General features: G+C 38.9%; 20 protein-coding genes and 2 pseudogenes. 5 read left to right on the top strand and 17 right to left on the bottom strand.

Features of this window, described 5'->3' with window-relative positions:
• Positions 1-93: 93 nt before the first annotated feature.
• The 8 genes from mgtE to DCC39_RS11790 form a co-directional block, all read right to left on the bottom strand.
• Complete coding sequence (gene mgtE / locus DCC39_RS11755) at positions 94-1,446, bottom strand: magnesium transporter (protein ID WP_165820854.1); 1,353 nt, start codon at positions 1,444-1,446, stop codon at positions 94-96.
• Between the two features lie 160 nt (positions 1,447-1,606).
• The gene (locus tag DCC39_RS11760) at positions 1,607-2,884 is read right to left on the bottom strand and encodes an erythromycin esterase family protein (protein ID WP_240613624.1); all 1,278 of its coding nucleotides are present in this window, start codon (positions 2,882-2,884) and stop codon (positions 1,607-1,609) included.
• Between the two features lie 14 nt (positions 2,885-2,898).
• Positions 2,899-3,555 carry an ABC-2 transporter permease gene (locus DCC39_RS11765; RefSeq protein WP_165820850.1) on the bottom strand — a complete coding sequence of 219 codons (657 nt, stop codon included), beginning with the start codon at positions 3,553-3,555 and terminating at the stop codon, positions 2,899-2,901.
• Positions 3,536-4,414, bottom strand: a complete 879-nt coding sequence (locus DCC39_RS11770) for an ABC transporter ATP-binding protein (RefSeq protein WP_116555102.1) — start codon at positions 4,412-4,414, stop codon at positions 3,536-3,538. Before DCC39_RS11770 ends, DCC39_RS11765 begins: the two co-directional genes overlap by 20 nt.
• A gap of 5 nt (positions 4,415-4,419) precedes the next feature.
• Positions 4,420-4,791 (bottom strand): GntR family transcriptional regulator, encoded by a 372-nt coding sequence (locus tag DCC39_RS11775; protein WP_116555103.1) that lies wholly within the window; start codon positions 4,789-4,791, stop codon positions 4,420-4,422.
• 131 nt (positions 4,792-4,922) lie between these two features.
• Complete coding sequence (gene mnmH / locus DCC39_RS11780) at positions 4,923-5,969, bottom strand: tRNA 2-selenouridine(34) synthase MnmH (protein WP_116555104.1); 1,047 nt, start codon at positions 5,967-5,969, stop codon at positions 4,923-4,925.
• A gap of 29 nt (positions 5,970-5,998) precedes the next feature.
• Positions 5,999-7,042, bottom strand: coding sequence for a selenide, water dikinase SelD (gene selD / locus DCC39_RS11785; RefSeq protein WP_205948502.1), 1,044 nt, complete (start codon positions 7,040-7,042; stop codon positions 5,999-6,001).
• 62 nt (positions 7,043-7,104) lie between these two features.
• Positions 7,105-8,001 carry a LysR family transcriptional regulator gene (locus DCC39_RS11790; RefSeq protein WP_116555105.1) on the bottom strand — a complete coding sequence of 299 codons (897 nt, stop codon included), beginning with the start codon at positions 7,999-8,001 and terminating at the stop codon, positions 7,105-7,107.
• Between the two features lie 146 nt (positions 8,002-8,147).
• Here DCC39_RS11790 and DCC39_RS11795 point away from each other — a divergent pair, with 146 nt between their 5' ends.
• Positions 8,148-9,197 carry a YeiH family protein gene (locus DCC39_RS11795; protein WP_116555133.1) on the top strand — a complete coding sequence of 350 codons (1,050 nt, stop codon included), beginning with the start codon at positions 8,148-8,150 and terminating at the stop codon, positions 9,195-9,197.
• Positions 9,198-9,461: 264 nt separating this feature from the next.
• Here DCC39_RS11795 and DCC39_RS11800 read toward each other — a convergent pair whose 3' ends face one another.
• Both DCC39_RS11800 and DCC39_RS11805 read right to left on the bottom strand, forming a co-directional pair.
• Complete coding sequence (locus DCC39_RS11800; RefSeq protein ID WP_116555106.1) at positions 9,462-10,175, bottom strand: EAL domain-containing protein; 714 nt, start codon at positions 10,173-10,175, stop codon at positions 9,462-9,464.
• A gap of 249 nt (positions 10,176-10,424) precedes the next feature.
• Positions 10,425-11,324, bottom strand: a complete 900-nt coding sequence (locus tag DCC39_RS11805; RefSeq protein WP_240613625.1) for a CPBP family intramembrane glutamic endopeptidase — start codon at positions 11,322-11,324, stop codon at positions 10,425-10,427.
• Positions 11,325-11,480: 156 nt separating this feature from the next.
• On the opposite strand from DCC39_RS11805, the gene DCC39_RS11810 reads away from it, so the two are divergent.
• Positions 11,481-12,065 carry a 3D domain-containing protein gene (locus DCC39_RS11810; RefSeq protein WP_116555107.1) on the top strand — a complete coding sequence of 195 codons (585 nt, stop codon included), beginning with the start codon at positions 11,481-11,483 and terminating at the stop codon, positions 12,063-12,065.
• A gap of 99 nt (positions 12,066-12,164) precedes the next feature.
• Here DCC39_RS11810 and DCC39_RS11815 read toward each other — a convergent pair.
• From DCC39_RS11815 to DCC39_RS11825, 3 genes and pseudogenes are all read right to left on the bottom strand, one after another.
• A pseudogene (locus DCC39_RS11815) lies at positions 12,165-12,852 on the bottom strand (ABC transporter ATP-binding protein).
• On the bottom strand, positions 12,849-13,238 hold the full coding sequence (locus DCC39_RS11820; RefSeq protein WP_116555108.1) for a GntR family transcriptional regulator: 390 nt from the start codon (positions 13,236-13,238) through the stop codon (positions 12,849-12,851). The pseudogene DCC39_RS11815 and the gene DCC39_RS11820 overlap by 4 nt, the downstream one beginning before the upstream one ends.
• A 3-nt stretch (positions 13,239-13,241) precedes the next feature.
• Positions 13,242-14,027, bottom strand: a complete 786-nt coding sequence (locus DCC39_RS11825) for a hypothetical protein (RefSeq protein ID WP_116555109.1) — start codon at positions 14,025-14,027, stop codon at positions 13,242-13,244.
• A 151-nt stretch (positions 14,028-14,178) separates the two neighbouring features.
• Here DCC39_RS11825 and DCC39_RS11830 point away from each other — a divergent pair, with 151 nt between their 5' ends.
• Positions 14,179-14,697 (top strand): DUF5673 domain-containing protein, encoded by a 519-nt coding sequence (locus tag DCC39_RS11830; RefSeq protein ID WP_116555110.1) that lies wholly within the window; start codon positions 14,179-14,181, stop codon positions 14,695-14,697.
• A 3-nt stretch (positions 14,698-14,700) separates the two neighbouring features.
• On the opposite strand, the gene ctaG is transcribed toward DCC39_RS11830, so the two are convergent.
• The 3 genes from ctaG to DCC39_RS11845 form a co-directional block, all read right to left on the bottom strand.
• Positions 14,701-15,606 carry a cytochrome c oxidase assembly factor CtaG gene (gene ctaG / locus DCC39_RS11835; protein ID WP_116555111.1) on the bottom strand — a complete coding sequence of 302 codons (906 nt, stop codon included), beginning with the start codon at positions 15,604-15,606 and terminating at the stop codon, positions 14,701-14,703.
• Positions 15,607-15,673: 67 nt separating this feature from the next.
• Positions 15,674-16,456, bottom strand: a complete 783-nt coding sequence (locus tag DCC39_RS11840) for a FixH family protein (RefSeq protein ID WP_116555112.1) — start codon at positions 16,454-16,456, stop codon at positions 15,674-15,676.
• A 21-nt stretch (positions 16,457-16,477) separates the two neighbouring features.
• Entirely contained in the window at positions 16,478-17,092 is a 615-nt protein-coding gene (locus tag DCC39_RS11845) for an SCO family protein (RefSeq protein WP_240613626.1), read from the bottom strand.
• Between the two features lie 202 nt (positions 17,093-17,294).
• Between DCC39_RS11845 and nagB the strand changes: the two genes are divergently transcribed.
• Both nagB and msrA read left to right on the top strand, forming a co-directional pair.
• On the top strand, positions 17,295-18,020 hold the full coding sequence (nagB, locus tag DCC39_RS11850; protein WP_116555113.1) for a glucosamine-6-phosphate deaminase: 726 nt from the start codon (positions 17,295-17,297) through the stop codon (positions 18,018-18,020).
• Between the two features lie 5 nt (positions 18,021-18,025).
• Positions 18,026-18,562, top strand: a pseudogene (gene msrA, locus DCC39_RS11855) (peptide-methionine (S)-S-oxide reductase MsrA); the annotation flags it as partial.
• 114 nt (positions 18,563-18,676) lie between these two features.
• Here msrA and DCC39_RS11860 read toward each other — a convergent pair.
• Positions 18,677-19,510, bottom strand: a complete 834-nt coding sequence (locus DCC39_RS11860; protein WP_407071853.1) for an STAS domain-containing protein — start codon at positions 19,508-19,510, stop codon at positions 18,677-18,679.
• Positions 19,511-19,556: the final 46 nt, after the last annotated feature.

Here is a 19,556-nt window from a genome sequence, read left to right on the forward strand (position 1 = left end):
TACTTTATTTACCCGGTTAATCTTAACCAAAAACATACTAGGAAGATTTGTAAACTTTGAAATGGATTTGTCATATTTTGTAACTTTTCAAAGTTACATTAATTTTGATAGAAACATGGTAGCAATTGAAAAATAGACGACTAACGAGAAAATATCATTGACTGTCGTAATAAGAGGACCAGAAGCTACCGCCGGATCGAGCTTTATTTTATATAAAATAATCGGAATGATGGTTCCTGCGAGTGTACCTAGAATCAGCGTCATAAGGAGTGATGAGCCAACGACAAAACCTAAATAAAGATTCCCTTGCCAGATGAATGCGATAAGAAAAATGAGAAAGCCGCACGTTAACCCAATAATGAGACTAACCCTAAATTCTCGAAAGATTAATTTAATGATTGTTTTCAAGTTCATCTCATCGCCCTCAGAAAGGCCACGCACGACAATAGCCAATGACTGTGTGCCTGTATTCCCTGTCATTCCGGCGATTAAAGGCATAAAAAAAGCGAGTGCGACAACTTTATCCAATGTTGCTTCAAAATGGGCGATGATGCTTCCGGAGACTAGCCCAATCAATAAAAGAGCGATAAGCCAAGGAATTCTGCGAATCGCCGCACGAAAAGGCTTCGTTCCAAAATCGATTTCTTTACTAGCCGTAGCAAATTTCCCGTAATCATCTTTGGCTTCCTCAATGGTAAGATGGAGCATGTCATCAAACGTAATGACTCCAACAAGTTTATGGTCATCGTCAACAACCGGCAGGGCCGTAAAATCATCCCGTCTTAACAATCGGGTAATTTCTGCTCTTTTTGTATTAGCGTTAATACACAGAGCATTCTTTAGCATAATGTCTTTTATGCAATCTTCCGGATTTGCCAAAACCAGGTCTTTATAAGGAATCGTCCCTTCAAATTCGCCGGATTCATTCACGACATATACATGCTCGACGCTTTCAGAGAAAAGAGCGAGCGCTCTAATTTTTTCCACTGCTTCTTTAACAGTCAATTCTTTGTCCAAGGCAATGTACCGGTTTGTCATGAGGCTTCCCGCCGAATCATCCGGGTACTCCATCATTTTCTTAATATATTCGGCATTGTTCTCTTCCATCTTCTTGAAAAAAAACTCGATATCCGCTTTGGGATAATGCCTTAGAAGGCTGGAAATGATGCTTGTATCAAGGAGCGCCAAAACTTTCGATGCTTTCTCTTTTCCGATTTTGCTCAGAAGCTCAAATTGGTGGATATGTTTCAGCTTTTGCATCATGCTTGCCAAAGCCGCGGGCTCGAGATGGTGCAGCATAGCCGCCCGATGGCGTTCAGGTATTTTTTGAAAGACCTCAGCCATGTCGTAGGGACGTTTCCCTTTTAATAAATCATTGATTTCGTCGTATTTTTCTTCCTTTAGTTTTTCGATAATAAATAGGATTTCCTTCTCTTTTTCCGTCATAGCCAAGATGAACACTTCCTTTGCGAGAAAATGGGCTTCTTGGTTTTATATACACGTTTTTTACAAATTAGAAACAAAAAGAATCCATTTTGAAAAAAGATTGATCAAAATAGATTCTAAAATTTTGAGTAACAGATGGAACTTTTATAAAAAAGTTGGATTATAGTACTTCTGTTTTATCAATTACAGTCGTTGGTACTGCTTCCTTTATAATAATAATGCCGTCATATGCCTCTTTTGGTATCATTTCAATCGTGTAAAACATTTTTAACAACCTGTGCCAGGAACGGAAGTCATCACCAATATTTACCATTTTTTGCTCGCTCTTTATCATATTCAATAATTCCTCTGACTCACTCGCTTTTTCAAACCCAACGTAAAAAATATTTGGCTCAACTTCACTAAATGCATCAACTAAATCATTATGATTCTCTATTGTATGAATCTGTCTTTCATCAGATCCACGGTTTAAGGCCTGAAATTCGCTGTTAATTAAGTCCGTACCAATGGCGAAATACTCCGCTCCATATAACTCATCTAAATAATTCCCCATTGATTTGTAGCCAGCTAACGATGCAGATGTTTTTTCAATATGACCATTATGACCGGAGACAAATACTTTACCATGACCACGTTCTGCTTCAAATTCTACAATCCATTGTAAGTTATCTGCTAAATATTTATCGCGAAGCTTTGTATAGTTCTCCTCATTTAAAAATAGCTGCGTACGCTGCTTCATAATTTGTGCATGTTGTAAAGCGAAGGAAAAAGCATCGTGAGAAGATTGTTCTTCGTATGTCCCTACGTTTGATTGCAGATCTAAAAGGATGTTATCGACGGTATGATTTATTTCTTCCAACTGCTTTGTTGTTAATTCTCGCATTGTATCATTTGAAACGTTTTTCAGCTGATCTGCATATTTTTTATTATTGTCTAGATTCACGGCTTCATAATAGTCAAGGACTTCCTTTTTACTGAAGTCATAGCGCTGCATATCGTTACCATAAAAGTAAACTTTCTCATCCTCACCCGCCGTAACGTTATAATCATGCAACCATTGAACAAGATCAACCATTTGCTCCGTGTTATAAATACTATAATCAAGAGCTTTTACTGCCTCTTCAGCTGTACCATTTCCATTTACAATGAATTGATTGATTTGCTGCCCGCCTCCAAAATCACCTTCCAAGACAAATACATGGACATTTTCATTTTTAATTAATGCTTCAAATACATCTTTTTTCAACTCTTGAAATTCGATATTTCCATGTGTCGCCTCTCCCAAGCCGATTACTTTTACATCATCTGGAATATCGATTTCTTCAACGGTTGAAATATATTGACCTGCTTCATCAACTGCTTCACCACCCCCGCACCCTGATAATAAAACAGAAAGAAAAATGGATGCATATAATAAAGAACCTTTTTTAGAAAACATCATTTTATACCCCTTTAAAAATCCTTTCGTTCATAAATACGAACAGAAAGACCATACGAAATTAGTGTGATGAAGATACTGAAAGCGATGAAAACGAACATGAGCAATGTCGCGTTCGATTCTAGCGTCTCCACAATTCCAGGCATGAACGTTAACCCGGGGTTTTCCACCATGTTATGAAAAATTCGGATTCCCATACTAACAACGAAGGCAAAAACGAAAGTTACGATGGATGAAATATGATATCCGGCTTGGAAAAGAATCGGATAAAAAACAGACAACAAAATGTAATATCCACTGAGCGACAAAATGAACTCGTCTACGTGCATCATTCGAGTCGGGAAAGGCGCAAACGTATCGAAGAGAAAAATGTAAACAAGTACAGCAATGGCCGCAAAAGCAAACCACATAAGGCCTGATGTATATTTCGCTAAAACGATTTGCCTTCTCGTAATCGGTAAGCTATTGATTAAAACCGATTCACCTTCAAAGGATTTTGTATTTGCGTTTGTAGAAGACGCTAACCAAAAAGCTAGAATGGTCAGAAGAAGAACATGGCGAAAGGGGGAGCCATCTGTAAAAAAATTCGTAACAATGACAAACCACATCATACTAAAAAAATAAATGTAAACCTTTTGGGTATATAAATCTTTAAGAATGAGAGCCTTCAACTTTATTCCCCCTTACGGTGTAATACATAATCTCTTCAAGCGTTGGTTTTTCGATAGCAAGCGACTGCTTTAACTCACTTGGAATTTGCTTTCGATCGACCATTAAGCATTCAAAACCGACGTCTGTTTCTTTAAATCCAACGACCTGTTGGTTTCGAATGTCTGCTAAATAAGTTCGTGCCCCCTTTACAATGGCATACTGTTCCATAATTTCTTCCTTCTCTTTACTAAATACGATTTTCCCGTCATTTATGAACGTAATATAATCGGCAATCTGTTCAAGGTCGGTTGTTATATGCGTTGAGAAGAACACTGCTTTCTTTTCATCCTGCAAAATCTCTAACAACAGATCGAGCAATTCTCTTCTGAAAATAGGATCGAGTCCAGATGTCGGTTCATCCATGATAATCAGTTCCGGATCGTGCGCGAGTGCCATGGCAAGCGCAAATTTGATTTTCATCCCTTTTGATAATTTTTTTACTTGTTTCATAGCAGGAAGGTTAAACATTTTGAGGTATCGGTAAAATGCATCGTCATTCCATGTCTCGTAAAATGGTGCAATGATGCGTTTGTTTTTTTCAATAGACAACTCTTCGTAATAATAATTTTCGTCGCTAACATAACCAATGCGCTGCTTGATTTCCTTTGTATCAGATTCATGTGTTTTTCCGAACAGTTGAATTTCTCCATGATCAATATTGATTAAATTCATAAGACAACGAATGGTTGTACTTTTCCCCGCACCGTTTGGACCGATAAGGCCGGTTATAAAACCTTGTTTAATATCAAAGCTAATATCTTTTAATGAAAATCCCCCGAAATCTTTGCTTACGTTACGTACTTGAACGCAATTTTCCAATTCTTTCACTCCTCATATAGCAATGTCAGCATATGGATGAGTTCATCTAGGCTCATGTTGAATGCTTTGCTATCTTCAATCATTTTCACCATTTGATCCTCAATCGCTTTTAATTGCTTCTCTTTTAAAAGCTCTTGGTTTTGTGCCGAGACAAACGAACCTTTACTCGGAAACGTCTCAATAAACCCTTCTTTTTCAAGCTCTTCATATGCCTTTTTCGTTGTAATCACACTAATTTGAAGCTCCTTCGCAAGTTTGCGAATCGATGGGAGCGCTTCTTTTTCTTTCAATTCGCCGAGTAAGATTTGTTCTTTAATCTGATTCTTAATTTGCATATAAATTGGCTGATCAACCGTGTTTGAAATAATAATATTCATGGCCTCACCCAAACTGTATATTTTGTATTTACTGTATATGGTTAGTATATACGGTATAAACAAACAAGTCAAATGGTTTTCTCTTGGAAAAATAAAAAAATGCCAGTATATGATAATACTGACATTCTAGGTTAACGTTTCATCACAACTGGCTTTTCAATGGTTTGAATGATCTTTTCATAAGCTACGTCTAGATTTTTTGCGTTTATGATTATTTTCTTGTTGTCCGGATAGAGATCTGTCGAGTGTTCATATCTCGGATCATAATAGTATTCCAATAATAATTCAGTCGCATGAGCATAGTTGCCGCTTAGCAAATCTTCTTCGATTTGTTTGGCGATTGGTGTATGAATCCGTTTTTTAATCCGCCTGAATGCGTCAATGAACTTTTGTGGATCCGTCCATGGCTGATAGTCATTTAAGATCAATTTGACTCTTTCCTCCATAGGAAGGCGAATAAAAATTTGTTTACTTGTTTCCTTTTTTTTGTAAAGAAAGTCTGGAATAACTACTTTGCCAATCCGTTTGCTTTCCCCTTCCATAAAGACATAAGGTTGAGCTTGATGTCGCAAGAGTGCTTGTACAAGTTCCGAGTCAAAATTCTTTTGGTTACTGGGTTCAAGTCCGATGTGTCCAAAAATAGAGCCCCGATGGTTCGCCATTCCTTCCAGGTCAATCACAGGATAATGATTCTGAGCCAGTTTTTTTAAAATGGCGGTTTTTCCTGAACCCGTATACCCATTTAGAACGAGAAGCTCAGGCTTACATTCTTGTTGTTCCAATACATGAACAACCCATTTGCGGTAGGAACGAATCCCACCCTTTAACCTGTTTACTTGTATTCCCATTAAATCGAGAACCGTCGCGGCTGTTTTACTTCTCATTCCTCCACGCCAGCAAAATACCGTGATCGGTGTATCGATTTGTTTAAATGCCTCAATAAACGCGGGTAACTTCTGAGAGAAAATTTCTAGTCCGCGTTCCTTGGCAGCGTCCTGTCCTTTTTGTTTGTATAGTGTACCGACTTCTGCGCGTTCCTCATTCGTAAATACGGGAATATTTATACTTCCCGGAATGGTCGTTTCTTCGTATTCTTTTGGAGAACGGACATCAACAGTCGTATGGCATCCTTTTTTTTGGGCATTGAATAAGTCGGTTAATGAGATATCTTGAAACATCGTTTACACCCCATCTTGAAGGTTGGGAACTATTCAACAACGATCTTCCCTCGATTTTCCTGAGTGACTTGGCCGATCATCCTGGCTTCTACCCCTTTGGATTGGAGATCCAAAAGCATATTCTCAGTATCGTCATTTGCAACAGAAATTAACAATCCTCCTGATGTAACGGCATCACAAAGAATCCATTTGTCAATTTGATCCAATGTATCAGAATACGTAACAACGTCGGTTAAATGGGTAAAATTATTTTTTGTTCCGCCAGGTACAGAACCGGATTCTGCTAAATCTTTGACTCTTGGTAAGATGGGGACTTGGTCGTAAAAAATTTTCAAACCAACGTTGCTTCCTTTTGCCATTTCAAATGCATGACCTAATAGACCAAAGCCAGTAACATCAGTCGCTGCATGAACACGGTAAGATTGCATTGTTTCGGCAGCTGTTTTATTAAGTGTTGTCATAACCTTCGTCACACGAGTGATTTCATCGTCAGAAAGTAAATGATTTTTAATGGAAGTGGTTAAAATACCTACTCCAATTGGTTTCGTTAAAATCAATTTGTCACCAGGTTGTGCGCCTGTATTCGTTCGCACTTTTTCAGGATGGACAACACCAGTCACCGCAAGACCGAATTTCGGTTCCTTATCATCAATGGAATGGCCACCGACAAGGGTTACATCCGCTTCTTTCAATTTATCGCCTGCTCCACGCAGGATTTCGGTTAGAATACTTTTGTCTAGTGTAGTAATGGGAAAAGCAACGATATTAAGCGCAGTGATTGGCGTCCCGCCCATTGCATAGACATCACTGATAGCATTTGCTGCTGCGATTTGTCCAAAGTCGTATGGATTGTCCACTATCGGGGTAAAAAAATCGACGGTTTGAACAAGGGCGGTTGACTCATTCAAACGATAAACCCCAGCATCATCACTCGTATCAAGTCCGACGAGTAAATTTGGATCACTAACTGCAGGAGGCAATGTTTTTAAAACTTGTGCAAGATCGGTAGGTCCAATCTTACAACCACAGCCTCCTTTGGATGATAGAGAAGTAAGCTTTACTGAATTTTCCATACGAATCAACCTTTCATCGTTAACAATTATAGGATCATTTTAACACATTCATAAGTAGGATTTTAAAGAGGATGCTTTCCTACCTCAGCGTTTCTTATTTGTTCCAAAAACACTTCCAGCGCTTTCGTCTGGAATGGAGTTTGCGTCACAATAGAAAATTTACGTGTGAAAGGAAGTCCCTTTATCTCTACTTTTTGTAAACTCTCTAGTGAAAGTTCCTTTCGAATCGCCCAATGTGATAGCAAGCTAATCCCAAGTCCCGCTTCTACAGATTCTTTAATCAGTTGTGTACTCCCAAATTCCATTATTTTTTTTGGTGCGAATTCAAACAAACGGAACATTTTTTCTGTTGCTTCTCTCGTCCCAGAGCCATTTTCCCGAACAATCCACGTTTCTTTCTCTAGATCAGGTACCCTAATCCAACCTTTTTTTGAAGCGAGGCGATGGTTTGGTGAAGCGACGACGATCATTGAATCTTCCGCAAATGGTTCGAATAATAGTTTCGTGCTTTTGAATTCTCCCTCCACAATACCTACATCTAATTGATGGCCAAGGACAAGTTCAGCAATCTCCTTTGTGTTCCCTATCGAAATCGTTGGATTAATAAGTGGATAGTTATCATGCATTTTCGCAATAATATGCGGCAGAACGTATTCACCAAAGGTGTAACTGGCTCCGATTGACAATGAACCGCTTGCCTTATTCATTAGATCATCAATTAACCGTTGCATTTTTGCATAAAGCCCTAGTATTTCTTTTGCATGGTGATAGACGATTTCTCCTGCCTTATTTAAGCGTACATATTTATTGCTGCGTTCCAGTAATTTCGTTCCAATCGCACGCTCGAATGTTTGAATATATTGGCTTACTGCTGGTTGAGTCATATGTAATTCTTCGGCTGCGCGCGAAAAATTCTTTCTTTCTGCTACCGTGACAAAGATTTGTAACTGTTGATCCATTTTTACCCGCCTTTCTTTTCAAAGCCATTGTTGCCTTCAATTATACAGCTTTACTTATAATGATAATCATAATGATTTATTTTTCTTATTATAAAAAATCCTTTATGCTGAGGTTGCCATGAAATAACGGAGGTGATGAAATGGCAATGCAAAACAAAAAAGTACTTGAACAACCCAATCAACCTTCCGAACCAAAGAAACTACCACCGTCATTCGCTTTATGGCTGGGTGGTGTTGCTTTCACATTTCTTATTGCCCTATTAGGATTCTTATTGGCTAAAGTGCCTGGTTTTGACCATGTTGGACAATTAGCTTGTGCGATTATTATTGCTGTCCTCTATCGGCAAATTTTTGGATATCCTGAGGTCATTCGCTCAGGAATTGCGTTTTCATCGAAAAGATTACTACGATTTGCCATCATCCTATATGGTCTCAAGTTAAATATTGATACCGTTTTACATGATGGGTTAGGATTACTCGTTCGAGATGCAGGTGTCATTATCTTTGCTATTTTACTAACGATTTGGTTGGCAAAATTGTTAAAAGCCGATAAATCAATTTCCCTACTTCTAGGAGTCGGCACAGGAGTTTGTGGTGCAGCAGCAATTGCAGCGATAGCGCCAATCGTGAAGTCCAAAGACGAGGATACCGCCATTGGCGTTGGAATTATTGCACTCATGGGAACGATATTTGCGATTACGTACACCATTCTAAGGCCTATCCTACCACTATCGGCTGTTGATTATGGAATTTGGTCAGGAATTAGTTTACATGAAATTGCACATGTTGCCTTAGCGACAGCACCGGGGGGGCAAGATGCATTAGCGATAGGTTTACTGGCAAAGCTAGGTCGTGTCTTTCTGCTTGTTCCACTATGCTTCATCTTTATGTACTTCATAAAATGGAAAAGCCGGGGAGAAGATCAAGCAATTGCGAAAGTTGAATTCCCTTGGTTCTTAATCGGCTTTATTATTTTAAGTATTTTTGGAAGTTATGTGCTTGGACATTCGATTCCTGTTTCTGAAAGCTTCATGAATGGCGTTTCGGATGTGACAACATGGTGTTTAACAGCGGCAATGGTTGGCCTAGGTCTAAACGTCAGTCTTCGTGACTTGCGTACAAAAGCATTAAAACCGCTTATTGCCATGGGGATAACTTCAATCCTCCTGTCAATCGGCGCTTATTTTATCATTTAAGAGGTTGTTCAAAAAGTCCGGAGGCTCACAGGATGTGAGTCAGTTCGACGTTATCACAGGAAGTGATGCTTTTAGTCGAACATCTTAAGTTGTCGAATTTCTTCGTCAGCTTCGTTCTTGCGGTACTCACGTATCCTTCAAACATACGCTCTGTTCCTCAGAACTTCGCTTCCTCGAACTTCTCGGCTCTTTTTGTCCTCCTTTTTGAACACGTATTTCAATAAAAAAGAACGCTGCTAATGTTTTGGATGCAAGCGTTCTTTTTCATTCACTTAAGATTTTCTTTTTTACCTGTTTAAAAGGAAGAGGTTTGCTTATATAATATCCCTGCACAAATGGTATGTCCAGTCGCTCGGCTGTAACGAAATCAACCGATTCTTCCACCCCTTCTAAAACAAGCATTGATTTTTGGCTTTTACAGAAGTTGACGAAGAAAGTGAGGAGCTCCTGTTTACTATTTGATTCCGCCAATTTAACCGAGAAAAATCGATCAAGCTTAATCATGTCCGGCTGGATTTCAATAATTTTTTTTAAGGAAGCAGCCCCAGCACCAACATCATCCAAGGCTATAAGAAACCCTAATTTCTGCATGACGGAGATTTGATTTTTTAAAGAAGGTAAATTCCAAATATTTTCTTCTTCCACCGTCTCATTTAATTCAAACACAATTTTTTTTGGATTGATTTGATATTTTTGTATTTCTTCTAAAAAAATCAAAAACTCCGATGTGAGCAACGTTGAAGGAAAAATATTTAAAAATAAAAACCCCTTATAGCCAAAATTGAATGTCTCAATGGCTTTTTGAATGGATAACGAGTCCAATAGATAAAGCTTATCTAATTCCCTGGCAATTTGAAAGATCACGTCTGGCTGCGGAAAAAAATCATGCCTCATCAAAGCTTCGTATCCAATTACTTTCCGTTGTTTTGGACTAAAAACAGGTTGAAATACATGATTGATATCCTTTTTATAAAACATATCGTCAGTCTCCCTAAACACAGATGTTTATTCCCGCATAAATGCTATTTTTAGCCCTTGCTCTTAAGAAGATTCTACTAGGCGTAAAGGTATAGTATATTTATAAAAATTGTAATCTAAAATTTTTCCAATTTCAACAAAATCCAGCAAATTTATACATAAACTAGTATAAGCCATCAAATGGGAATATTCAATAAAATAGACGAATTCAGCCAATTTGCCTCCACAAGCAGGATAAATGATTCATTTCTAACGAGTTAGTTTTTGACTTTTGACATAAAGATTCGTTGCAATAAAGCCGAGGAAAATAAAAATTGTTGCAAGCATCCCTCCTTCTAATCCAAATGAGCCGCCTGTCAGCAGTTCGTTGCCTTTTGAAATATCAACGTTATAAATCCCATACGGCGCTGTACCGCTAACCGCAAAGCCAAACACATTCCCTTGGAAGTAATTCCACGTAATATGGTATCCGATGGGCATCCATAGGCTGTTTGTCGCATCAAACATATAAGCAAATAAAATGCCAACTAATAAAATATTGACTAACCCAAAAATGCTTACATTTGGGTTCGTTCCGTGAACAAGGCTAAAAAACAAAGCCGATACGGCATAAATGAGCCACCTTTTGTTTCCCCTCTGTGCCATCGTCGACATGACGTAACCCCTAAAAAACATCTCTTCGAAAAATCCAACAAGAATAAACAAAATGAGAAACGTTAACGTAAAGACGGTAAACTCAGGGTCTGAAAATGAATTCACTAACGTAACGTTACCCGTTGCCAATAAAACAATAAAAATGACCGTAATGGAGGCCGCACCAAGAAGCAAGCCAAACGACAAATCTTTCATCGTTCCCTTAAAACCCAATTCTTTGATTGGAAATTTATTTAAATAACGCCATAGTAAGAGAGTAATAACAATTCCACCCAAAGTGCCCCCGCCTTGCAGCAAAAGAAACACCCATGGATCCCCATCCAACGCAGACATGCCTATCTCCGCATCAAACGAATCTCCCGATTGATTCGCTTCGAGCAGGCCGGATAAAAGCAAACCCGGGATCATAAAAATACCTTGTGCGATATTTATTAGAAAAAAAGCGAATAAAATAACCCACCCTGCTCTGAATTGGCCATAACGGTTCTTGAACACTCTCACTCCACTCCTTTTTATAATAAGATCCATCCATATTATATATAAAGCAGCACTGCCTAATTTATCCTTGTAATATAAAAACTATCTCTTTGTAATCATTCTGTCATATTCAGTTGGTATAATCTTCCTATCATTTACAAAGGGGATTGTTAAATGAAAAAGATAGTAATTTCACTTGTTACTACTTGCATTATCCTATTTAGTTTTTCGGGGGTTTCTTCCGCAGCTTCAACTACATATAAAGTAAAAAAAGGCGACACATTATGGAAAATTGCTACAAAACATAAAGTGAGTGTGAATCAATTAAAAAGCTGGAATGGTTTAAAAAAGGATCTTATTAAACCAAACCAAGTGTTAAAGGTCGCAAAGCCAACGGCGAAAAAAGCGACAAAAGCAGCAACAAATAAAAAACAAGCAACCGCAAAAAAAGCTAGCAAAAAACCAGCATATAAAACAATGACAGTTAAAGCAACCGCGTATACAGCCAGTTGCAAAGGATGCAGTGGAATTACGGCTACAGGCATCAATTTAAAGAAAAATCCAAATGCAAAAGTCATTTCTGTCGATCCAAAGCAGATTCCGCTCGGATCAAAAGTTTGGGTTGAAGGATACGGTGAAGCGATTGCAGGAGATACAGGGGGCGCAATGAAAGGCAATAAAATTGACCTGCACATGCCTACCAAGAAAAAAGCCCTCAATTGGGGCGTCCGAACGGTAAAAATAAAAGTCTATCAATAAATATATATTAAAACTAATTACCAATATACCCTATAAAGCTGACACTTTAAAAAGTAGGCTGCTTTATAGGGTATTTATATAGAAATCTTAAAATAATAATTAATATGTTTCTTTCATCCATTCTACTACACCGATGTTTCGTTCTTGGCGCAATTCCTCAACGTCTTTCATTTGTATCACTTTCCCATCCTTCATCAACATAACAGTATCTAACAGTGGATCAACTTCATGAATTTCATGAGTAGTGAGAATAACCGTCTGCTTTTCCAGGTCGATAAATGAAATCAATCCTTTAACGATTGATTCCCTCACCATCGGATCAAGGCCCGAAAACGGCTCATCCATTAAAATAAATCGGCACTTCCCTCGCAAGGGTTAAAGCAATTTTCAGCCTGCCGCGATTTCCTTTGGAAAGCGTCTTTACCTTTGCTTTCCGATCTAGCTTCATAAACGCTATAATTCGATCTGCCTTTTCTTTATTAAAATCGAAAAATTGGCTGGCAAAAAAATCGATATGCTCTTCAACTGTATAAAAAGGATAATAAGCATCCAGCTCAGATAAATAAGCGACGATTTCACAAATTTTCCGGTCAACACGTCGGTTGTTAATGGTTACCGTCCCTTTTGTCGGGCGGATAAGCCCGGCCATTAATTTCAGGGTTGTTGATTTTCCGCTTCCATTCTCTCCGACTACCCCAATGATTTTTCCTTCAGGAAGCGTAAATGACACGTCATCCAATGCTTTCTTCGCTAAATATCGTTTCGAAACATTTGAGAATTCGATCATTCTTGTTCGCCCCTCTTTTCATTCGCTGCGTAAAAATAATCAGTAAGCCCTGCCATCATCTCATCTTCAGAAAAACCCAATTCTTTCATATCGTTTACGAAGTTAGAAATATATTCTTCTTTCATTGTTTCACGCAAATTTGTAAGCACGTCTACGTTTTCGGTTACGAATGTCCCTTGCCCTCTTCTCGTTTCCACAATTCCCATCCTTTCCAATTCGCTATAGGTCCGTTGCACCGTATTTGGATTCACGCCTGATTGCACCGCCATTTCCCTCACGGATAACAATTTATCGCCAGCATGCAATTCATTGCGGACAATTTGCCGATTGATCCGTTCTGCCAATTGAAAGTAAATCGGCTTCGATGCATTGAATTCGTCCTTCATTTGCTACACCTCAACTTTTCTGTCAAGCATCCAGCCAGAAGCGAAAAATACAATCAATGCCACAATTGCATAGTAAACATACTTACCGAGAAATATTTTGCCGATGCCTTCAGATTGGAAATCTACCATTTCATCTTGTACGATCATTTCAAATCCCGAAATACTAATTGAAAAACTGCCCCAGTGTGTCAACATGTCAAAAAGACTTGACGATTCCCAACTGTTGATTAAAGAAAGTCCAATGATGATGATGAAAAGCATTGCAACCCAATTGAATTTTCCTGTCACTCTTTTTAAGACAATGCTTAACACCCATAAGAAGATGCCCCAAATCGTCAAATAAATAGACGCGCCGATAAGATGTACCAAAACTTGAATAACAAGTACTAGCTTATGATTTAATTGAGCAAGCGCATCTTGAACGATCGCATTGTTTAGATTAAAAGCAAAGAAAAAAATCCCTAGTGAAATGCAAAGAGAAACCAACATGGCGAATATCCCATTGAGTAGTTTCGCCAAAAGTAAAGCAGTGCCGGAATGTGGACTATGAAGCCATAAATGCATCCTGCCTTTTTCCCCGTTTGCACTCATCAACATATAAACCGGCAAGTAAAAAATATGAAAAACAATTGCCGCCACCGAAAACCCAAAAAGTATCCCCGGTTCATTCCATTTCCATTGTAAAAAGCCTCCAAAACCAAACCATATCGCTAAAAGCACTAATGCCAAATACAATCCTGGCAACCCTAACCGAAATTCCTTTTTAAGCAAACCGCCCCATGCGTTCATTTTTCTACCTCCAATTAAAATGTTACGGTGTATTAGTTATATAATACACTGGTACTTCATTTATTGTCAATAAAAAAAATGCCATTGCCTGGAAAGCACTGACATTTTCTTATGGCTCTTGTATACTTGTAAGAGAAAGGGGGCATTCGATATGGAGGCTGTTCTTCTTTGGATATTGAATGGATTGGGTGTACTATTCATCATTTATACAATCGTACAAGGGATCCGTGTCCAGCTTACGATAAAACGCTGTGAACCCATTCATAAACGGCCGCTCCGCGCAAAACCCTTGGATAAAAATAAAACTAATTTTTGGGTCTTTATTATTGTAGCCATTGTTCTATGGGGAGGTTGTCTTTTAGGAATTGCCTATTTCAAACTGATTCAAATCATGCCGATTTATTTTGCGGCGATTACTGCTCTTTCCAGTTTTGCCACCCTGTTCCGTCAAGGCAAAATCGGTGAAAAAGGAATCGCTGTTACCGATAAGTTCATCCGCTGGGAAGACGTTCATTCTTACACATTAGATTGGTTTCCTATTACAAGCAGCCAGTATCCAAACGGCCGGCTTATCATTAACACCCTTTCGGGGCAGCAATATGAACTGATTGTAGAAAAGGAATATAAAAAAGAAATCGGCAATTTACTCGAAAGTAAATCGCCGGCTTAACAGCTACTTATATTCAGGAGCAAGCTCCATTTTTTCCTGCTCAAGCTCGTCTTCTTGTCTCTCCCTGCGTACCCATTGGAAAAATACATAGCCAAGAAATGAACCGTACACAACCTCTTGAACAACCTTCATTAACACGCCGCCTAAACGCTGATCTTCCAAAAGGTTAAGTGGCATAAACTGTTCAATTAACTCTGGTGGAACGGTCTGTGTTCCAGGGAGGCAGAGGCTTAATGCCGTTGCCCATGCAACAGGGTTCGTAAACGTTTCATATACAGGATTTTCAGCAAAGATAATCAAAGCGCACGCTGGCGTTAACAGCATGCCGTCCAAGAAAATCAGGCCTACCCTTTGCAGTTCAGACAGCCTGTTCCATTCAGGAACCGGCGCAATGACTGTCCACCACATAATGAACGCTGCGATAAACAAAAAGACTTGATAGACGTCATGGCCCGTTTTATTTACCATCAAATAATCAAAAATTACCGGAATATGGTAAAACGAGAACATGACATTGAACAGCAAAATGGCTGGAATGGGATGGACAAAGAATTTAAGAACCCTTTTGAAGGGAATTTTTAAAACAACCGCTTTTAACAGCCATTTTGGCGAACCAAGTATAAGCAGCGGTGGAACGAGCAAAAGGCTGGCCACCATTTGAATCATATGAATGCTAAACATAATATGGCCAACTAGATAAAGCGGCCCTCCAAATCCGAGATAGAAGAAAAATAATCCGAGCAAAAATAAAATCTTTTTATAAACAGGCACCCGTTCCGCTTCTGCAAAACGGTGTCTTCCTTTCCCTGTCGCCCATAAATATAAAACCGCAAGCGCAATCGTAAGCACGATAAACCAAGGGCTCCATAGCGCTTGAAAACCGAAACTATTGCTTATCTGTTGCCACATGCAACTTCACTCCTCTTATAACGGAATTGAGGTATTTTCAAATAACCTTCAATCCAATCAAATCGAATTATTCGACTTGAAACGATTCTTCTTTATGCTCATGAAGCTCGCCTTTTTCAACGTGAACCTGTACGTGATATTCACCCGGGCTTTCAAACTTCCATTCAGCAGTATACTCGCCGTCCTTGCTTTCTTTCGCTTCGATAAACGTATGTTTTTCTTCACCGGTTTTCCAATATTCGTAACGCACTGCAGCATCTGTGAATGGCTTGCCATCCTTCGCTAAATGAACATGCCAAACGGCGTTTTCTGCTGCTTTTAGTATATCAGGTTTGACAATATGAATCGAGAAATTCTCATCATGGTGATGGCCGGAGTCGCCGTGATGTCCGTGATGATGGTCATTGTCCTGTTCTTCCGAATCTGTTGGTTTTTTAACATTCCCAACGTTAAATTCTTTTTTTGGCATGTTATGCTTCCCTCTTGCAGTTACATGGGGAACAACATAATAAATGCCTTCTTTTTCAAACGTATAGACAAGCGAATACATGCCTTCTCCGTCATTATGGCCCTCTATTTTTTCGGATTCCTCTTGCTTGCCATGCTGCCAAATTTCAAATAGCACTTCATCTGCATCAGAAACCGTTTCTTCGCCTTCCGTTACTTTTATTTCAATTTTGCCTTCTTCTCCAGGCTTAAAGGCGTCTTCTGCTGTTAAAATTTCCACCTCCAAAGGCAGTAACGCCTTATCGGCATCTGCCTGTGTCTGATTTTGTTCCCCATTTGAATTGCCGCATGCTGCAAGAAAAACAAAAGCCATTACAAAAACAACGAGTGCATATTTTTTCATTACAAGGATGCTCCTTTCACTTTATTGCATGTCTTTTTTCAGTGCTTTGGCGTCCTGGACAATCGCTTCAATCGGAGTATCTTTTACGCCATTATAGGTTTTTATAATTTTGTCATTTTGAATGAGGTAAAAGTAAACGCCATGCGAAAACTGATCGTCGCCTTTCATTGGCTTTTCCAATGGCGACTTAAACGAATTGACGGAAAGCTCTTTAATCTCTTCAAATGAATAGCCTGTCACAAAATGCCAAGTTGTGAGGTTTGCCCCGTACTGATCAGCATACTTCTTTAAAGCTTCCGGCGTATCGCGTTCCGGATCGACCGTAAACGAAACAATGGGAACGTCCACATCTTCATCCTCTAGCAATTGTTGAATCTTTGACATATGGGCAGACATCGGGCCGCAAACCGATGTGCAGTTTGAAAAGATAAAGTCAGCAAGCCAAACCTTTCCTTCCAAATCTTTTAAAGAGAGTTGTTCACCACTTTCAGTTGTTGAAGTGAAATTTTCAACAATCCAGTCTTGTCCGGAAACGTCATTCCCTTCATCCGAAAGCTTTGTTCCGCCGCACGCTGTAAGCAATAATAAAAGGAATGTCAACATAGACAAACCTATGAAGCGCTTTTTAAACAGCATCTATAACTCCCCTTTACTGCGAAAATACCATCTTCTGCTTAATTGCCGTTGACTTTTCTTATTTTCAAACATAGTGTACCATAGACTGTTATTCTTTTATAAAGCACTGCGTGTCAAACATGTGAAAACTACCTTTATAAAAAATAAGCAACGAACAAGTGAAAATGTTATAATAAAAAAATTAACGGGAGAGGATGATCATATGAACGTTATACAGGTCGATACGTATGAAGAGTTAAGTAAAAAAGCGGCAGAAATCATCATAAACAAAGTAAAGCAGAATCCATCCGCGAAATTGGGGCTTGCCACGGGAAGCACACCAGTTGGCTCGTACAAACTGATGATTGAAGATCATAAAAGAAATGGCACATCATACGAAGACATCATCACAGTCAATCTGGATGAATATGTAGGCCTTAATGCTGATCATCCGAGCAGTTATCGTTTTTTTATGGATGAACAGCTCTTTGATTCAATCAATATTAATAAAAAAAATACACATGTGCCTAATGGAACTGCGGAAGATTTAAAGGCAGAATGTAAAAAATATGAGGCGATGATTGACGAACTCGGCGGGCTTGATTTACAGCTGCTTGGCATTGGGCAAAATGGGCACATCGGGTTTAATGAACCAGGCACACCTTTCAACTCTGTGACACATGTCGTTGATTTGACACCAAACACCCGCGATGTGAATTCACGTTTTTTTTCAAGCATTGAGGAAGTGCCAACGAAAGCAATTACAATGGGTATTGCATCGATTTTAAAAAGCAAAGAAATTTTATTGCTGATTTCTGGAGAAGCTAAAGCAGAAGCGCTTCACAAACTTTTACATGGGAACATCGACGAAAGTTTCCCGGCATCCGCATTGAAAAACCACCCTAACTTTACAGTCATTTTCGATAAAGCAGCACTGAAAGGAGTATGACTTACATGGACCATTCAAAGAGCAATTCCTCGAATGAACTTGCTACTTTCGCTGGCGGTTGTTTCTGGTGCATGGTTTCTCCATTTGAGGAAATGCCAGGCATTAAAAAAGTCGTTTCAGGCTACACAGGAGGACATACGGAAAATCCAACATATGAAGAAGTATGTTCTGACACGACAGGCCATTTTGAAGCAGTTCAAATTACGTTTGATCCGGCTGTTTTTCCTTATCGAAAACTTCTCGAAATTTTTTGGCAACAAATCGATCCGACTGATCCTGGCGGGCAATTTTTTGATCGAGGCTCCTCGTACCGAACCGCAATTTTTTACCATAGTGAAGAACAAAAACGGGAAGCTGAGAAATCAAAAAAAGAATTAGAAGAAAGCAAGAAATTCTCAAAACCGATTGCGACACTTATTTTACCAGCTTCAACATTTTACGAAGCAGAAGAATACCATCAGGGTTACCATAAAAAAAATCCAGTGCATTATAACCGCTACCGGATTGGGTCAGGAAGGGCTTCCTTTATAGATAAACATTGGGGTAAATAAGGAAAACAGGCGTCTTTCTTAGAAGTGAGAGGTTGGACTTGATTGAATTGGCGAACTGCCGATTGACACTTATTTTTTAATAAGAGGTGCCCGTGGCACCCTTTTTTATTTAAAATAGCTATTCAATGCTTTTTGAAGCGTGCCTTTCGTTTCAGCGTATTCCTCTAATGCCACGCAAAAGTCCATCATTGTCTGAACGGTCTTAGGGCGGAGACCAGTAATAATGGGCTTGCATCCCATCATTTTCACACCTTGAAGCACTTTTTTTATTTCTTCAGTTATTTGGCGTTCGAGGATCGTGACTCCCGAAAAGTCGATAATGATCGTGCTGATTTTTAAAACGCTGATTTGCCTCAATAGTTTTTCTTTAATCGTTTGAATGCGCGGTGGGTCAATCTCACCAATTAATGGCAAAATGCTCACGGAATCTGTTATTGGAATGATCGGAACAGACAAATTTTCAATTAATTCCTGCTGCGTTTTTAATCTTCTTTCTTTAAAATCCGAAAAGCTTAAAAAGAAAGTATTCAGAAAAATATCCATCATTTCATTTATGTTTCTTTCCAGTGTAAAGAAAGCTTCTCTATCCGCTTCCTTTTCCTGCATACATTCAAAATGATATAAAAATCTCCAAAGCACGCGGTGAATCGCCTGCAGCCATTCTAATTTAAATGAGACCGTAAGTTCATGGCAAGCCCAGGCTTCTCCTTCAACCTTTGCAAATTCAACGAGCTCATCCCTTTTCCCTTCTACGACGTAAAGGGCCAATCGGTTCGCATTCGAGATTAAATCAATATTTCCAATTCGATGGATTTCGTTTATTTTATCCCTTACATTAATTGCCTCTTCAAGCAACTGTTTAGAAAACTCTGATTGGTTTTCGATAAAAAAGTTCTTTATAGTATCTGTTTTCGCTAACCGAGACTCCAAGGAATGCACCTCCAAGTTATTCGATGAATATACATATTATAAATTAGATATAGGC

This window comes from Pueribacillus theae (genome assembly GCF_003097615.1).
Taxonomy (GTDB): domain Bacteria; phylum Bacillota; class Bacilli; order Bacillales; family UBA6769; genus Pueribacillus; species Pueribacillus theae.

What these genes read in the sequence shown, in the direction of transcription:
- mgtE (WP_165820854.1), bottom strand. Translation starts at nt 1,446, where the DNA reads ATGACGGAAAAAGAGAAGGAAATCCTATTTATTATCGAAAAACTAAAG.
- DCC39_RS11760 (WP_240613624.1), bottom strand. Translation starts at nt 2,884, where the DNA reads ATGTTTTCTAAAAAAGGTTCTTTATTATATGCATCCATTTTTCTTTCT.
- DCC39_RS11775 (WP_116555103.1), bottom strand. Translation starts at nt 4,791, where the DNA reads ATGAATATTATTATTTCAAACACGGTTGATCAGCCAATTTATATGCAA.
- mnmH (WP_116555104.1), bottom strand. Translation starts at nt 5,969, where the DNA reads ATGTTTCAAGATATCTCATTAACCGACTTATTCAATGCCCAAAAAAAA.
- selD (WP_205948502.1), bottom strand. Translation starts at nt 7,042, where the DNA reads ATGGAAAATTCAGTAAAGCTTACTTCTCTATCATCCAAAGGAGGCTGT.
- DCC39_RS11790 (WP_116555105.1), bottom strand. Translation starts at nt 8,001, where the DNA reads ATGGATCAACAGTTACAAATCTTTGTCACGGTAGCAGAAAGAAAGAAT.
- DCC39_RS11795 (WP_116555133.1), top strand. Translation starts at nt 8,148, where the DNA reads ATGCAAAACAAAAAAGTACTTGAACAACCCAATCAACCTTCCGAACCA.
- DCC39_RS11800 (WP_116555106.1), bottom strand. Translation starts at nt 10,175, where the DNA reads ATGTTTTATAAAAAGGATATCAATCATGTATTTCAACCTGTTTTTAGT.
- DCC39_RS11810 (WP_116555107.1), top strand. Translation starts at nt 11,481, where the DNA reads ATGAAAAAGATAGTAATTTCACTTGTTACTACTTGCATTATCCTATTT.
- DCC39_RS11820 (WP_116555108.1), bottom strand. Translation starts at nt 13,238, where the DNA reads ATGAAGGACGAATTCAATGCATCGAAGCCGATTTACTTTCAATTGGCA.
- DCC39_RS11825 (WP_116555109.1), bottom strand. Translation starts at nt 14,027, where the DNA reads ATGAACGCATGGGGCGGTTTGCTTAAAAAGGAATTTCGGTTAGGGTTG.
- DCC39_RS11830 (WP_116555110.1), top strand. Translation starts at nt 14,179, where the DNA reads ATGGAGGCTGTTCTTCTTTGGATATTGAATGGATTGGGTGTACTATTC.
- ctaG (WP_116555111.1), bottom strand. Translation starts at nt 15,606, where the DNA reads ATGTGGCAACAGATAAGCAATAGTTTCGGTTTTCAAGCGCTATGGAGC.
- DCC39_RS11840 (WP_116555112.1), bottom strand. Translation starts at nt 16,456, where the DNA reads ATGAAAAAATATGCACTCGTTGTTTTTGTAATGGCTTTTGTTTTTCTT.
- DCC39_RS11845 (WP_240613626.1), bottom strand. Translation starts at nt 17,092, where the DNA reads ATGCTGTTTAAAAAGCGCTTCATAGGTTTGTCTATGTTGACATTCCTT.
- nagB (WP_116555113.1), top strand. Translation starts at nt 17,295, where the DNA reads ATGAACGTTATACAGGTCGATACGTATGAAGAGTTAAGTAAAAAAGCG.